This window comes from Longispora urticae (genome assembly GCF_053902585.1).
In genome coordinates, this window is the sequence record NZ_JAQZSH010000018.1 from 20,269 (window position 1) to 34,994 (window position 14,726).

Sequence of the window (14,726 nt, forward strand, 5' to 3'; positions counted from 1 at the left end):
CCACAACGCGCTCCTGGTGGTCCATCGACCGGGCCCGGACGGCTCAGGGGAACAGCTCCGTCGGGGTACCGCAGCCGTGGGCCGTCCGGAGCCGTTGGATCTCGGCGAGCAGTGGCGCCTGGCGGACGAGTTCGGTCAGCTGGGCGCTGTCGGGCGCCTGGCCCGGCAGGTCGGTGGTGAGGTACCGCCAGGACCGGCCCCACAGGGACAGCAGTACCCCTCGCCACTCCGCCTTGGAGGTCAGATAGGTGTACTGGTCGGGGAACTCGGCGCGGATCTTGGCCAGGTAGCGTTCGATCCACCACAGCTGGGTGAGCAGCGCGTGCCGGTCGCTGGTGCGCACGGTGCCGCCGGGGTTGAGGTAGTAGGCCACGGCCATCGAGTTGACGTACTGGTTCCACTCCTCCACGAGCATGTTGAAGCCCTGGTCGCCGGACTCGAAGCTGGTGTTGGCCGGGTCGCCGTTGAGGTAGGTCTCAGCCAGGAAGGTGTCGCTGCCGTGGGTGCCCGGGCCGAACTCGCGGCTGGTGGTGATGGTGCCCCGTTCGGCCGGTGGCCGTTTGCGGTTCTCGGTGTCGGCCAGCAGCAGCGACCGGGACATCGAGTACATCGGACTGGAGGAGGTGCTGCCCCTGCCGTGCATGCCGGGCGCCGTCAGCGCGATGTCGGTCCCGGCCCGGCTCCGGGTCACGAAGTACCTGTTGTCCGGGGTGCTGCGGTCGATGCCGTGTCCGACCTCGTGCACGACCAGCCCCAGTTGGCCGAGCACGTCGGCGGCGGTGTCCTTGCGCCACAGCCAGCGGTCCACGGCCGGTTTGCCGCCGGCGAGGTCGATGATCCGCTTGCCCGTGGGGTAGCGGCGGGCCAGTACCCCGTCGATGAAGGTCATGTAGTTCGCCGGGGTGTAGGCGTCGACCAGGTCCTGGATGCCGGCGAACTGCCCCGGCGTCCGGAAGTCCTCGGTGTCCAGGACGAACGCCCCGTCGGCGCAGTTGCGGTCCACGACCACCTGGGTCGACGGACTGGTCGTGGGGGTCGGCGACGGGGACGGGCCCGCGGTCGGCGACGCGGTCGGGGTGGGCTTCTGGGATCCGGTCGGGGACGGGCTGGGCTGCGGGGTCGCGCCGGTACTGGCCGTGATGGTGTAGCCGTGCGGTTCGAAGAGGCGGCGGCCGGACACCTCCAGGTACCAGGTGCCCGCGCGGGGCGAGGGGACCCGCACCGTCGCCGGCCCGTTCCCGGTGTCGCCCCTGACGTCGTACGCCCAGGCGGTCGGGGGCGACCCGGCCCGGCCGAGCAGGTCCACCCGCGCGCCGCCGCCGTCCAGGGCGACGGTGAGCGTACCCGTGCCGGCCGGCACCGTGAACGTCCACTGTTCCGTGGTGTTCCACGTGACCTGACCGGAGGCCGCGACCCCGTCGACCAGGCTGCCGCCGGCCTGTGCGGCGGCCGAGACCGGCTCGATCCCCGCCGTGGTCCAGGCGGCCGTCGCGGCCACGCACAGGCTGGTCAGGGCCGCCCAGACCGCCGTCGATCGTCTCATGTGTTCCTCCAACGTCGGATCAGCGGCCCCTCGGGCGGGAGCGTGGTCCTCGGTGCCCGCCAGCGTAGGAACGGGCCGATCCCGGAGGGAAGGGACGTAGGGGTGAGTAGAGGGTCGACGCAAGGGGTGCGGCCCCGCGGAAGGCACCGTCATGTCCGCCACCAGCCCGGCCGGTACCCGGAAAACGTGGTGGGGGTCGGGTCGTGGCTCTGTTAGGGTCCGGCCGTCGTCCGTTCGCCCGATGGGAGCCCCGCATGCGCCTCGACATGGTCACGGTCGCCGCTTCGACGCGGGGACACCGCGCGCACTGACGCGGACCACCATCCCGCTCCGACGGGCACCGGTGGGGTGCTCCCCGCCTCGAAGCGGTCGCAGTTCTCGGCGACCTTTCCCTGCTTCGAGGAGTTCTCTTGCGTACCCGTGTATCCGCGCGCCTTGGCGCGGACTTCGCCACACTCTGGACCGCGTCTGCGGTCTCCAACCTCGGTGACGGCGTCACCATGGTGGCCGGCCCCCTGCTGGTCGCCTCCCTCACCGACGACCCGGCCCTGGTGGCCGGGGCCGCCTTCGTCCAACAACTCCCCTGGCTGCTGTTCTCCCTGATCAGCGGCGCGTTCGTCGACCGGCTCGACCGCCGGCGGCTCATCGTGGTGGTCAACCTCCTGCGGGCCCTGGCGCTGGGCGGGCTCGCCGCGGCCGTGGCCTCCGGGACCGTCGGCGTCGCGGTCGTCTACGCGGTGTTCTTCCTCGCCGGGGTCGGGGAGACCCTGGCCGACACCGCCTCGGGTGCCCTGCTGCCGGCGATCGTGCCGGAGGAGAAGCTGGGTACCGCCAACGCCCGGTTGATGGCCGCCTTCACCGTGGGCAACCAGTTCGTCGCCAAGCCGCTGGGGGCGTGGTTGTTCGTGGTCGGCGCCGCGGTGCCGTTCGGGGTGGACGCGGTCACGTTCCTGGTGGCGGCGGCCCTGATGGCGGCGATCCGGCCGGTGCGGGGGCGCGCGGGGGCGGGGCCGGTCGGGGCAGCGCAGGTCCCGCCGGTCGGCCCGGCTCTTCCGGCCGGCCCGGCTCTTCCGGTCGGGCCGACCTCGCCGGGTCCTCCGGTCGGGTCCGCCTCGCCGGCTCCTCCGGTCGGGTCGGCCCTGGCGGTCGAGCCGGTGCCCGGTCTGCGGGCCGAGATCGCCGAGGGGGTCCGCTGGCTGTGGCACCATCCGCTGCTGCGCGCCCTCGCACTCGGGATGGGCCTGGCCAACGTCGCCTTCTGCGCGGCGTTCGCGACGTTCGTGCTCTACGCCCGCGACCGGCTCGGCCTGTCGGAGGTCGGCTACGGGGTGCTGCTGACGGCCTTCGCGGTCGGCGGCCTGCTCGGCTCGGTCCTCTCCGGACGGTTGCGGGCCCGGTTCGGCGCGACCGCGCTGCTGCGCGCCGGACTCGTCGTCGAGCTCCTCACCCACGTCACCCTCGCGGTGACCAGGACCCCGTGGGTCGCGGCGACGGTGATCGTCCTGTTCGGCGTGCACTCCATGGTGTGGGGCGTGATCGTGGTGACGCTGCGGCAACGCGTCGTCCCGGACGGCCTGCTCGGCCGGGTCGGCAGCGTGTACTCGCTGCTGGACCTGGGCGGGGCCTGCCTCGGGTCACTGCTCGGGGGCGTCCTCGCGCACAGCCTGGGGGCGACCGCCCCGTTCTGGATCGCCGCCGCGGTCATGGCCCTGATCACCACGGCCATGTGGTACCCGCTGCGGCGGGCCTCGGCCGGGTAGCGCGAAGCGGGGTTCCGTCCGGCCGCCCGGCGTGCACTAACCGGGTTCTGGCCGGGCGGGACCCCACCTGGATGCCGCCCGGTTGTGGTTTTCCGCAACCCGGTTCGGCGGCGCACCCCGTGTTCCGTGACCCGCCCGGTTCCTAGCGTGGTGGCATGAGCATGGACGAGCTGGTGACAGACCTGATGGACACACTCGGCGGCCCGGGGGCGGGCCTGGCCGTGGCGCTGGAGAACCTCTTCCCGCCCATTCCGAGCGAGGTGATCCTGCCACTGGCCGGGTACGCCGCCAGCCAGGGCAGGATGAGCCTCGCCGCGGCGATCGGCTGGACGACCCTCGGGTCGGTGCTGGGCGCGGTCGCGCTGTACTACGTCGGCGCGCTCCTCGGCCGCGACCGGGTGCGCGCGATCGCCCGCCGGCTGCCCCTGGTGAAACTGGCCGACGTCGACCGGACCGAGGCGTGGTTCGCCCGGCACGGCGGGAAGGCCGTCTTCCTCGGTCGGATGCTGCCGATCTTCCGCAGCCTGATCTCGGTACCGGCGGGCGTGGACCGGATGCCGCTGCCCACCTTCCTGGTGTACACGACCCTCGGCAGCCTGATCTGGAACACGGTCTTCGTGCTCGCCGGCTACGGGCTCGGCGCGAACTGGCACGTGGTGCAGGACTATGTGGGTACCTTCCAGAACGTCGTGATCGCCGGCTGCCTCGTGGCCGTCGGCTATTTTGTGGTGTCCCGCATGATCCGCAAGGCGAGGAGCGCACGGTGAACTGGCAGTGGGCGGCCACCCAGGTCCGGGTGACGGCCGGAGTGGCCCTGGGCGTGCCCACGGCGGCTGTGGGGTTGGTGTTCCTGCTGGTGGCGGGGCTCGCCGAGGCTGTCACCCTGCCGCTGCCCGCGGCCCGCCGGGCCGTCCGGGCGGCCACCCTGCGGGCCGCCGCGCTGCTTACCGGGCTGGAACGGTGGCGGCTGGTCCGGTTCCTGCCCGGGGCCGGGTTCGAGGTCCGGCCGGCGGCGGAGCGCCGGACCCTCGGGTACCTGGCCGCGCGCCTGGGTCCCGGACTGCTCGGCGGGCTGGCCGTCGGCGTCCTCGGCGTCGGGGTCGTGCTGGCGTCGATCGTCGCGGCCTCCGTGCTCGACGGCCGCATGAGCCCGGCCACGTTCCTGTACCAGGTGGTGATCGGCGCGGCGCTGCTGCTCATCAATGTGCAGGCCCTCTCCAGCGTCGCCACCTGGGACGTGCGCCTGGCCCGTACCTTCCTGGCGCCCAGCGCCCGCGAACTCCTCGAACGACGGGTGGACGAGCTGGCCGCCAGCCGGGCCGGGGTGATCGCCGCCGTGGACACCGAACGGCAGCGGATCGAACGGGACCTGCACGACGGGCTCCAGCAACGGCTCGTCGCGCTCGGGATGCTGCTGGGCCGCGCCCGGCGCAGTCAGGACCCGGACAAGGTGCGCGGCCTGGTCGCCCAGGCGCACGAGGACGCCCAGCACGCCATCGACGACCTGCGCGAGGTCGCCTGGCGGGTCTACCCCTCCGCCCTCGACAGCCTGGGGCTCGACGAGGTGCTGGCGATGGTGGCGCAGCGGTCGGCGGTACCCGTCACGATCGTGGGTGATCTCGGGTTCCGGCCGGCGCGCCAGGTCGAGACGGTGCTGTACTTCGTGGCCTGCGAGGCGCTCACCAACGCCGCCAAACACTCCGGCGCCACCCGGATCACGGTCGAACTCACGGAACACGGAACGGGGGTCGCGTTGCGGGTGCACGACGACGGCACGGGTGGCGCGGACCCGGCGGGCCCGGGCCTGCTCGGCCTCGCGCGGCGGGTGACGGCGCTCGACGGCAGTTTCCGGGTGGACAGTCCGCCGGGCGGGCCGACCACGCTCCTGGCGGTGCTGCCGTGCGGATAGTCCTCGCCGAGGACTCGGCCCTGCTCCGCGACGGACTGACCCGGCTCCTCACCGACGAGGGGCACGAGGTCGTCGCGGCCGTCGCCGACGCCGAACGGCTGCTGGTCGCCGTCGCCGGGGACCGGCCCGACGTGGTCGTCACCGACGTCCGGATGCCGCCGACCCACACCGACGAGGGGCTGGTGGCCGCGCTGGAGATCCGGGCCCGCTGGCCGGAGGTCGGCGTGCTGGTGCTGTCCCAGTTCGTCGAGAAACGCTACGCCGCCCAGCTGCTCGCCGACCGGTCCGAGGGCGTCGGCTACCTGCTCAAGGACCGGGTCGCCCAGGTCGGGGACTTCCTCGACGCCCTGGACCGGGTGGCGGCCGGCTCGACGGCGCTGGACCCCGAGGTCGTCCGCCAACTGCTCGCCGCCACCCGGCACACCGACCCGCTGGGCCGGCTCACGCAGCGGGAACGCGAGGTGCTGCACCACATGGCGCAGGGGCACACCAACGCGGCGGTCGCCGAACGGCTGTTCCTGTCGCAGAGCTCGGTCGAGAAGTACGTCAACAGCGTGTTCGACAAGCTCGACCTGCCCCGGGCCGGCGGGTACAGCCGTCGGGTACTGGCCGTGCTGCGGTACCTGGGCTCCTGAGCCGGGCGGCCCCGGTCCTCGGATCCGCTCGCCGCCGGCCCGTGGCGGGGGCGTCCGTTCCGGGCCGGACGACGACGGCGCCGCCGGGCTAGGATCGCGCCATGCCCATGATCATTCGCCCCGCCGTGGCCGCCGACCTGCCCGCCGTCGGCGACGTGGACAGCCGCGCATGCCAGCGGGCGTACGCGGGCCTGTGGCCGGCCGAGGAGCTGACCGGCTACACCCCCGACAACCAGACCCGGGGGTGGACCGACCGCCGGGAACGGGAGGCCGACAGCCACCACCTGCTCGTCGCCGAGGACGGCGGCCGGGTGCTCGGGTTCACCTACGTCGGACCGGGCCTGCCCGGCCAGGACCCGGACCTCGGCGACCTGTACTCGCTGTTCGTCGACCCCGACGCCCAGAACGCCGGCATCGGCCGGGCGCTCCTGGTCGCCGGCCAGGCGGTGCTCACCGGGCTCGGCTACCCCCGGCACCTGCTCTGGGTCGCGGAGGCCAACACCGGGGCGGTCCGGTTCTACGAACGGCACGGCTGGCGGCACGACGGCGTGCGGAGCACGGCCAAGGGGATCGAGTACCTGCGGTACCTGTACACCCCGTGACGGGGCCGGGGTCGCGCCGACCGGGGTGACGTCGGCCGGCCGGCCTGGCGACGGCCGTGCATCGCGGTCAGCCAGGGAAGGCAGCGCGTCAGCCGCAGGCCCGCGCGCGGTCAGCCCAGGAAGGACAGTCGCACCGTGCGGCGCGGGTTGTCGCGGTTGGTGTCGACGAGTACCACCGACTGCCACACCCCCAGCGCGAGCCGTCCCCCGATGACCGGCAGGGTGGCGTGCGGCGCGACGAGACCGGGCAGCACGTGGTCGCGGCCGTGGCCCGGGCTGCCGTGCCGATGCCGCCACCGGTCGTCGGCCGGCAGGAGGTCGCGCAGGACCGCCAGGAGATCCTCGTCGCTGCCCGCGCCCGTCTCCAGCACCGCGACCCCGGCGGTGGCGTGCGGCACGAACACGTTGAGCAGCCCGTCGCGCCCGCGCGCCACCTCGGTCAGGAAGTCGTGGCAGCGGGCGGTGAGGTCGAGGACGGTCTCCGCCGCGCCGGTGACGACGTCGAGGACCCGCGAGTGGAAGGTGTCAGCCATCCCGCCATCCTCCCCGAACCCCTTTTCCGGGTACGACGCGCCGCGCGGTCGGGCGGGGTGCCCGACCGCGCTCGCCGCTCCGCGAACCGCACCTGTCGCCGGCTCGTCAGGGGTGCGGCCTCTCGGCGGACGTACGCGACCGGACCACCGCGCGGACGGGTACGGTGCCGTCGCCGGGCGTCATTCCGGGGGCTGGTTGGCCGCGCGGAACGTGGCCGCCAGGCGCTTCGGGGCCCGGAGGAACCACGCCTCCGTCAACAGTTCGCGCAGTTCGGGCACCTCGATCCGGTCGAGGCGGAGCAGGATCGCCGGGTACCCGTCGAAGTGGGGGATCGTGAAGTAGATCTCCGGGTCCCCGGCGATCAGCGCCTCCTTGGCCCCGACGTCGGGCACCCGGGCGGCCAGGATCGGTCCGTCGGGGGCGGCGTCGCCGAGCGCCTCGCGGTCCGCGCGGCGCAGGGGGCGTTCCCAGGCGAGGAGCTTGTCCCGGAGTTTCCAGGCGAGCGAACCGTCCGACGAGGACTGCTCGACCGTCTCGGGGAGTTCGGCGGCGACGTGGCGGACATCGTCCCAACTGGCCATGTCCCCACCCTAGCCGTGTTCCCGGCCCCGGGCTGCCCTCCCGGCGGTCCGGTCCCGGCGGTCCGAGGCGGTCCGGGGCGGTCCGGTCCCGGCCGTCCGGGGCGGTCCGGGGCGGACGGTCCGGCGCGGTCCGGGGTGGTGCGTCGGGCACGCGCCGTTCCGGCCGGTTCCGGGTCGCGGCGGCATGCCGGCGCTAGGGTGGCAACGCGCGCCGCGCGGCACACCGGCGCCCCGGAATGCCGGGTGGGCGGCGCGCGCCAGGTCGGGAGGGTGGTTCATGGAGTCCGTCGAGATTCCCGTCGCCGACGGGTCGCTGCACGCCCTGCGGTTCGGCCACGGGCCCCGCACCGTCCTCGCCGCGCACGGCATCACCGCGTCGGCCATGTCGTTCCGGTCGGTCGCCCGGCACCTGCCGCCGGACTGGAGTCTCGTGGCGCTCGACCTGCGCGGGCGGGGCGGCAGCGCGGGGGCCCCGGGGCCGTACGGGATGACGGCGCACGCGGCCGACCTCGCCGCCGCGGCGGAGTACCTGGGCGCTCCGGTCGTGCTCACCGGCCAGTCGATGGGCGCGTACGCGGCGCTGCGGGCCGCCGCGCTCCGGCCCGAGCTGTTCAGCCGGGTGGTGCTGGTCGACGGCGGGCTGCCGTTGCCGGTGCCGGCGGGGGCGGATCCCGACGAGGTGCTGCGGTTGACGGTCGGGCCGGCGATCGCGCGGCTGACGGAGACGTACCGGGACGTGGACGCCTATCTGGACTTCTTCCGCGCGCACCCGGCGCTGGGCGGGTACTGGAACGAGGACATGGACGCGTACGTGCGCTACGACGCGGTCGAGGTGCCGGGAGGCTCCGCCGGGGTGGCGGCGACGCACGGGGCCGAGGTGGAGGCGGCCCGGCAGCGCGGCACCGGCGCACCACTGCGGCCCGGGGCCGGGAGCGGCGCCGGGGCCGGGGCCGCCGCCCGGACCGGAAGCAAGGCATGGGCCGGGGCCGACGCCGGGGCCGGGCGCGGTGCGGTCAGGTCCCGGACCAGTGCCGACGCGGTGCGCGCCGACGGGCGGGACCTGATCGTCGGCGGGGAGGCGTTCGGGGCGGACCTGGCGGGGCTGTCCGTGCCGGCGGTGCTGCTGCACGCCCCGCTCGGCATGTTCGGTCAGGAGCCGGGGCTGCTGCCCCAGGCCGTGGTGGACCACTGGGTCGCCCGCTCCCCCGTGCTCCGCGCCGAACTGGTCGCCGACACCAACCACTACACGATCCTGATGACGGACCGGCCGGCCGCGCTGATCGCCGAACGCCTGACGGCGGACGCCTGACCGGTTGGCGGAAGCACCGTGAAGTGGCGCCGGCCGTGATCGACCCGTAATCGAAAGTACCCTTTCGAAAGAAGTCTTTCCATGCGAGGCTCGGGGTATGACCGAGCTTCCGCACCGCCAGGTCTCCGACCCCGGCGAACTGAGAGCCTTCACCCACCCGCTGCGGATCCGCCTCCTCGAGGAGCTGTTCGCCGACGGCCCGGCCACGGCGTCCCAGCTCGCCGAGCGGGTCGGCGAGAGCCCCGCCAACTGCTCCTGGCACCTGCGCCTGCTGCACCGCTACGGCTTCGTCGAGGAGGCCCAGGGCGGCACCGGCCGGCAGCGGCCCTGGCAGGTCGTCCTCACGTCCCGCAGCTGGAACTCCGGCGACGCCGACGACCCCGACCTGGCCATGGCCGGCATCGAGGCGTCCCGGTTCCTGCACCGCCGCGAGCTGGAAGAACTCGAAGCCTGGTACGACCGGCAGCGTGCCGAAGCCGTCGCGTGGCGCGAGGCGGCGTTCTCGCACCAGACCCTGGCGTGGCTGACCGCCGAGGAGCTCACGGAGGTGTGCACGACGATCAACGAGCTGGTCATGCGGCACGCCGACCGGTTCCGGGACCCCGCCGCCCGTCCCGACGGCGCCCGGCTGATCCGCCTGATGTCGTGGGGCATCCCCGCCCGGCCCCCGGTGGAGAAGTGATGCGCGCCGTGCTCCGCAGGGCGGACTTCCGCCTGTTGTTCGTCGGGCTGGCCGCCAGCATGGTCGGCGACATGCTCCTGATGCTCGTGCTGTCGATCTGGGTCCGCGAGCTGACCGGTTCCAACGGCGCGGCCGGCGCGACGATCCTGTGCATGGCCCTGCCCGGCCTGTTCGGGCCGCTGCTCGGCTGGGGCGTGGACCGGTTCGCCCGCAGACCGTTCCTGATCTGGGGCAACATCCTCTCGGCGGTGGCCCTGCTGCCCCTGCTCGCCGTGCGGGGCCCCGGGCAGACCTGGATCGTGTACGCGGTCGCGGTCGCCTTCGGCCTCTCCGGGGTGCTCCTCGGCGGCGCGCTGTCCGCCCTGATCAAGGACATGCTCCCCGAGGAGCTGCTGGCCGAGGCCAACGGCGCGCTGCAGACCGTCCGGGAGGGCCTGCGGCTGGGCGCGCCGATCGCCGGGGCCGCCATCTACGCCACGGCCGGCGGCGCCCTGGTCGGGATCATCGACGCGGTCAGCTTCCTGGTCGCCGCCGGGGCGATCGCGCTGCTCAAGGTGCGGGCGACGCCGGTGGCCCCGGCGCGGCTCGCCTGGTGGGGCGAGATCACCGCCGGGGTGCGGCACCTGTTCGGCGAGCCCGCGCTGCGCCGGACGACGATCGGGGTCGGCGGGGCGACCCTGGCGTTCGGGCTGCTGGACTCCATGATCTTCGCGCTGGTCGACCACGGGCTGCACCGCAGCGCGCCGTTCATCAGCGTCATGGTGACCGTGCAGGGCGCCGGCGCGCTGGTCGGCGGGCTGACGGCGGCGAAGGTGATCCACCGGCGCGGGGAGGTCGGCACCATCGGGCTCGGCATGGTGCTGCTCGCCGTGGCGCTGGGCGCGTTCGCGGCCCCGGTCGGGCCGGCCGTGCTGCTGCCGATCGTGCTGGCCGGGGCGGTCGTGGCCGGGGTCGGGCTGCCGTGGGCGTTCGTGGCGATCAGCACGCTGTTGCAGAAGCGCACGCCGGGCGAGCTGATGGGGCGGGCGAACACGGCGGCGGGCGCGCTGCTGAGTACCCCGCAGATTCTCGCTCTGGGGTTGGGGTCGATCCTCGCGTCGTTCGTCGACTACCGGCTGGTCGTGGGCGTCGCGGGGGTGGTGGTGCTGGGGGTCGCGGTGTTCCTGTGGCGGGCGCGGGGGCTGACGGAACCGGGGACGGTGGTCGTGCCCGAGGAGGCGCTGGTCTGACGGGGCGGCGCGGGGGCCGACCACCCGCGCGCCGGACACCGTGTTGATCATGCCTCTGAGCTGGCCTAGCATGCCGGGGTGACCCAACCCGAGAGCATCCGCCCGTTCCGGATCGACATCCCGCAGGCCGACATCGACGACCTGCACGGCCGGCTCGACCGCACCCGCTGGCCGGACGAGCTGCCCGGGGTGGGCTGGGACTACGGCGTGCCCCTCGACCACCTCCGCGACCTCGCGCACCACTGGCGGCACGGCTACGACTGGCGCGCCGCCGAGGCCGCCCTGAACGCGTGGCCGCAGTTCACCACCACGATCGACGGGGCGAACGTGCACTTCGCGCACCTCCGCTCCCCCGAGCCGGACGCGACCCCGCTCGTCACACGGCTGGCCGGGTTCGATCGCTGAGTTCGCGCACGTCGCCGGGCCGCTGACCGATCCGCGCGCGCACGGCGGCGACCCGGCGGACGCGTTCCACCTGGTGCTGCCGAGCATCCCCGGGTTCGGGTTCTCGGGGCCGACCGTCGAGCGGGGGTGGGAGTTCCGCCGGGTGGCCGCGGCGTTCGGCGAGCTGATGGCCCGGCTGGGCTACGACCGGTACGGCACCCAGGGCGGCGACTGGGGCGCGGCCATCTCCCGGGAACTCGGCCGCGTCCGACCCGGCAACGTGTTCGGGGTGCACCTGAACCTGCTGCCCGGGGCCGGCGCGACGGCCGAGCCGACCGCCGCCGAACTGGCCGCGTTGAGCTTCGCCGAACGCGACCGCACCCTGGCCTCCTGGGCGCGAATGCGGGCGTGGCTGCGCGACCGGCAGGGGTACGCCGACATCCAGGCCACCCGGCCGCAGACCCTCGCGTACGGCCTGACGGACTCGCCGGTCGGCCAGCTGGCATGGATCGCGGAGAAGTTCCGGGAGTGGACGGACCCGAGCAGCCCGATCGACCGCGACCACCTGCTCACCAACGTGATGCTGTACTGGCTGACCGGCACCGCCGGCTCCTCCGCCCGGATCTACTACGAGCGCGCGCACGCCGACTACTACGGCCGGCCGCCCGAGCCCTCGACGACCCCGACCGCGCTGGCCGACTTCCCGTGCGACAACTTCATCCCGTTGCGGCACCTCGCGGAGCGCACGGACAACATCGTGCGCTGGACGCCGCAGGAGCGTGGCGGGCACTTCCCGGCGATGGAGCAGCCGGAGGCGCTGGTCGCCGACATCCGGGCGTTCTTCCGGGAACTGGCCGCCTAGTCGGAAGTGTCGGATACCGGTCTGGCCCGTCGCTCTGCGCCCCCGTGGGGGTTGTGTAACCGGGGAGTGCGCGATAGAACTATGAAGATTCAGGGCAAATAAGCCTTAGGTGTACCCGGTTCCTGGCAGTCGGCGCGGGCACAGTCGTGGGTGGACACGTCCCGCACGGCGGCCCGGACGCAGAGCCAGAACGGAGGCGGCCGTGGAGCCGTTCGCCCTGCCCGACTTCTACATGCCCTACCCGGCCCGGCGGAACCCGCACGAGGAGCACGCCCGGAGCCACTCGGACGCGTGGGCCGCGGAACTGGGCATGCTCGACGCGCACGGCCCGACCGGAAAGCTCGTCTGGGACCAGGCGAAACTCAGCGCCAACGACTACGCGCTGATGTGCGCCTACACGCACCCCGACTGCGACGAGGCGACACTCGACCTGATCACCGACTGGTACGTGTGGGTGTTCTTCTTCGACGACCACTTCCTCGAGCTGTTCAAGTACAACGGGGACATGAAGGGCGCGCAGGCGTACCTGGACCGGTTGGACCTGTTCATGACCGCCCCCGGCCAGACGCCCCCGGAACCGGAGAACCCGGCCGAGGCGGGCCTCGCGGACCTGTGGGCGCGCACCGTGCCGAAGATGACCGACGACTGGCGCGAACGGTTCACCCTCTCCACCCACAACCTGATGGTCGAGTCCATGTGGGAACTCGACAACATCAACCGGCACCGGATCGCCAACCCGATGGAGTACGTGGAGATGCGCCGCCGGGTGGGTGGCGCCCCGTGGTCGGCGAACCTGGTGGAGGTCGCCGCCGGCGCCGAGATCCCCGACCGGCTCGCCGGGCTGCGGCCCCTGCGCGTGCTGCGCGACACGTTCTCCGACGCCGTGCACCTGCGCAACGACCTCTTCTCCTACCAGCGCGAGGTGCAGGAGGAGGGCGAGAACTCCAACGCGGTCCTGGTGCTGGAGACGTTCCTGGGAGTGTCCACCCAGGAGGCCGCCGACCTGACCAACAGCCTGATCACGTCCCGGTTGCAGCAGTTCGAGAACACGGCGCTGACCGAGGTCCCGATCATGTTCGCGGAGAACGGCACCACCCCCGACGACCAGCTCGCCGTCGGGCTGTACGTCAAGGGGTTGCAGGACTGGCAGGCCGGCGGGCACGAGTGGCATGCCCGGTCCAGCCGGTACATGAACAAGAACGTCAACTCGGCGGCCCCGGTGCTCGGCGGGCCGAAGGGCATCGGCACCGACGGGCTGCGGATCACCCCGGGCACGCTCGGGCTCGAACGCCGCCGCGCCCAGCACTCCGACGTGCCCGCCCTCCGCGAGCCCGGCCACCTGCCGCTGCCCGAGTTCTACATGCCCTACGCCTTCCCGGTCAGCCCGCACCTCCCCGAGGCCCGCCGGCACGGCGCGGCCTGGGCCGAGGAGATGGGCATGTACGAGTCCGTGCCCGGCGTCCCCGGCGGCGGGGTGTGGAACGCCGAACGGTTCCGCGCCTACGACCTGGCGTACTGCGCCGCGATGATCCACGCCCACTCCGACCTCGACGAGCTGAACCTGTCCACGGACTGGCTGAGCTGGGGCACGTACGGCGACGACCTGTTCCCCGCCCTCTACGGCACCAGCCGCAACCTGGTCGGGGCCAAGGCGCAGAATGCCCGGTTCGCGCTGTTCATGCCCCTGGACCTGGGCCCGGTTCCCGAACCGGTCACCCCGGTCGAACGCGGGCTCGCCGACCTGTGGCGGCGCACCGCCGGCCCGATGTCCATGCCCGCCCGCCGGCAGTTCCGCACGGCCGTGGAGGACATGACCGCGTCCTGGATCTGGGAGCTGGCCAACCAGGCGCAGAACCGGGTGCCCGACCCCGTCGACTACGTCGAGATGCGCCGGGCCACGTTCGGCTCCGACCTGACCATGGGGCTGGCCCGGATCGCGCACGGCAACCTGGTACCCGCCGGGATCTACGACAACCGGGTCATGCGCCAGCTCGACAACTCCGCGCAGGACTACGCGTGCTTCGTCAACGACGTGTTCTCCTACCAGAAGGAGATCCAGTACGAGGGCGAGGTGCACAACCTCGTCTACGTGATGCAGAACTTCCTCGGCTGCGACCGGGAACGCGCCCGCGACGTGGTCAACAACCTGATGACCGAGCGGATGCTGCAGTTCGAGCACATCGTCGAGGTGGAACTGCCGGCCATGTTCGACGACCTGGACCTGTCCGGGGACGTCCGCGCGGTGCTGACCACCTACGCCGAGGAGCTCAAGGACTGGATGGCCGGGATCCTGGAGTGGCACCGGTCGGTGGACCGGTACCGGCCGGAGTGGTTGGCGGGGCAGCACGGGGGTGCCGTGCCCGAGGTCCCCGAGCCCTGGAGGCCTCCGGTGACGGGGCACGTGCCGGTGCACCGCGCCCTCTCCGTGCCGGCGCGGAACCCGGTGCCCGAGCGGCCGTCCGCGCCGGAGCGGCCCGGGGTCGTCGCGGATCCGCCGGTGCCGGTCGGTGCCGGTTCCGTGGCGGTCGAGCCGACGGGGCGGAGCGGACCCGGGGTGTTCGTGCCGCCCGGCCCCGCGGGCCTCGGCACCTCGGCCGCCCGGGTCGCCGAAACCGTGGCCGGTGAGCGGCGCCGGTGACGCCACTACCTTAAGAGCACGCAAAGCACTGCTTATGGGGTACCGGGGCCCCATCGCG

At 73.4% G+C, this 14,726-nt stretch carries 12 protein-coding genes and 1 pseudogene; 10 read left to right on the forward strand and 3 right to left on the reverse strand.

Annotation, left to right across the window (positions count from 1 at the left end; translation table 11 throughout):
• Window positions 1-43 precede the first annotated feature (43 nt).
• On the reverse strand, window positions 44-1,543 hold the full coding sequence (locus PT931_RS08485; RefSeq protein WP_456245133.1) for a PPC domain-containing protein: 1,500 nt from the start codon (window positions 1,541-1,543) through the stop codon (window positions 44-46).
• Window positions 1,544-1,953: 410 nt separating this feature from the next.
• Here PT931_RS08485 and PT931_RS08490 point away from each other — a divergent pair, with 410 nt between their 5' ends.
• The 5 genes from PT931_RS08490 to PT931_RS08510 all read left to right on the forward strand — a co-directional run bounded on the left by PT931_RS08490 (window position 1,954) and on the right by PT931_RS08510 (window position 6,449).
• The gene (locus PT931_RS08490; RefSeq protein WP_456245134.1) at window positions 1,954-3,303 is read left to right on the forward strand and encodes an MFS transporter; all 1,350 of its coding nucleotides are present in this window, start codon (window positions 1,954-1,956) and stop codon (window positions 3,301-3,303) included.
• 161 nt (window positions 3,304-3,464) lie between these two features.
• Entirely contained in the window at window positions 3,465-4,070 is a 606-nt protein-coding gene (locus PT931_RS08495) for a DedA family protein (protein WP_456245323.1), read from the forward strand.
• Complete coding sequence (locus tag PT931_RS08500) at window positions 4,067-5,212, forward strand: sensor histidine kinase (RefSeq protein ID WP_456245135.1); 1,146 nt, start codon at window positions 4,067-4,069, stop codon at window positions 5,210-5,212. Before PT931_RS08495 ends, PT931_RS08500 begins: the two co-directional genes overlap by 4 nt.
• Window positions 5,203-5,847 (forward strand): response regulator, encoded by a 645-nt coding sequence (locus tag PT931_RS08505; protein WP_456245136.1) that lies wholly within the window; start codon window positions 5,203-5,205, stop codon window positions 5,845-5,847. The genes PT931_RS08500 and PT931_RS08505 overlap by 10 nt, the downstream gene beginning before the upstream one ends.
• A gap of 101 nt (window positions 5,848-5,948) precedes the next feature.
• Window positions 5,949-6,449, forward strand: a complete 501-nt coding sequence (locus PT931_RS08510; RefSeq protein WP_456245137.1) for an N-acetyltransferase family protein — start codon at window positions 5,949-5,951, stop codon at window positions 6,447-6,449.
• 110 nt (window positions 6,450-6,559) lie between these two features.
• Here the strand turns inward: PT931_RS08510 and PT931_RS08515 are convergent, their stop codons facing one another.
• On the reverse strand, window positions 6,560-6,982 hold the full coding sequence (locus PT931_RS08515; protein WP_456245138.1) for a YjbQ family protein: 423 nt from the start codon (window positions 6,980-6,982) through the stop codon (window positions 6,560-6,562).
• 180 nt (window positions 6,983-7,162) lie between these two features.
• Window positions 7,163-7,564 (reverse strand): MmcQ/YjbR family DNA-binding protein, encoded by a 402-nt coding sequence (locus tag PT931_RS08520; RefSeq protein ID WP_456245139.1) that lies wholly within the window; start codon window positions 7,562-7,564, stop codon window positions 7,163-7,165.
• Window positions 7,565-7,841: 277 nt separating this feature from the next.
• Between PT931_RS08520 and PT931_RS08525 the strand changes: the two genes are divergently transcribed.
• The 5 genes and pseudogenes from PT931_RS08525 to PT931_RS08545 all read left to right on the forward strand — a co-directional run bounded on the left by PT931_RS08525 (window position 7,842) and on the right by PT931_RS08545 (window position 14,668).
• On the forward strand, window positions 7,842-8,873 hold the full coding sequence (locus tag PT931_RS08525; RefSeq protein ID WP_456245140.1) for an alpha/beta fold hydrolase: 1,032 nt from the start codon (window positions 7,842-7,844) through the stop codon (window positions 8,871-8,873).
• A 97-nt stretch (window positions 8,874-8,970) separates the two neighbouring features.
• Complete coding sequence (locus PT931_RS08530; RefSeq protein ID WP_456245141.1) at window positions 8,971-9,555, forward strand: helix-turn-helix domain-containing protein; 585 nt, start codon at window positions 8,971-8,973, stop codon at window positions 9,553-9,555.
• Complete coding sequence (locus PT931_RS08535; RefSeq protein ID WP_456245142.1) at window positions 9,555-10,784, forward strand: MFS transporter; 1,230 nt, start codon at window positions 9,555-9,557, stop codon at window positions 10,782-10,784. The genes PT931_RS08530 and PT931_RS08535 overlap by 1 nt, the downstream gene beginning before the upstream one ends.
• Before the next feature lie 96 nt (window positions 10,785-10,880).
• A pseudogene (locus tag PT931_RS08540) lies at window positions 10,881-12,030 on the forward strand (epoxide hydrolase family protein).
• Window positions 12,031-12,232: 202 nt separating this feature from the next.
• The gene (locus PT931_RS08545; RefSeq protein ID WP_456245143.1) at window positions 12,233-14,668 is read left to right on the forward strand and encodes a terpene synthase family protein; all 2,436 of its coding nucleotides are present in this window, start codon (window positions 12,233-12,235) and stop codon (window positions 14,666-14,668) included.
• Window positions 14,669-14,726 lie beyond the last annotated feature (58 nt).

Bases quoted from the DNA above. Each gene is read 5' to 3' on its own strand.
- PT931_RS08485 (WP_456245133.1), bottom strand. From the start codon at position 1,543: ATGAGACGATCGACGGCGGTCTGGGCGGCCCTGACCAGCCTGTGCGTG.
- PT931_RS08495 (WP_456245323.1), top strand. From the start codon at position 3,465: ATGGACGAGCTGGTGACAGACCTGATGGACACACTCGGCGGCCCGGGG.
- PT931_RS08510 (WP_456245137.1), top strand. From the start codon at position 5,949: ATGCCCATGATCATTCGCCCCGCCGTGGCCGCCGACCTGCCCGCCGTC.
- PT931_RS08515 (WP_456245138.1), bottom strand. From the start codon at position 6,982: ATGGCTGACACCTTCCACTCGCGGGTCCTCGACGTCGTCACCGGCGCG.
- PT931_RS08520 (WP_456245139.1), bottom strand. From the start codon at position 7,564: ATGGCCAGTTGGGACGATGTCCGCCACGTCGCCGCCGAACTCCCCGAG.
- PT931_RS08525 (WP_456245140.1), top strand. From the start codon at position 7,842: ATGGAGTCCGTCGAGATTCCCGTCGCCGACGGGTCGCTGCACGCCCTG.
- PT931_RS08530 (WP_456245141.1), top strand. From the start codon at position 8,971: ATGACCGAGCTTCCGCACCGCCAGGTCTCCGACCCCGGCGAACTGAGA.
- PT931_RS08535 (WP_456245142.1), top strand. From the start codon at position 9,555: ATGCGCGCCGTGCTCCGCAGGGCGGACTTCCGCCTGTTGTTCGTCGGG.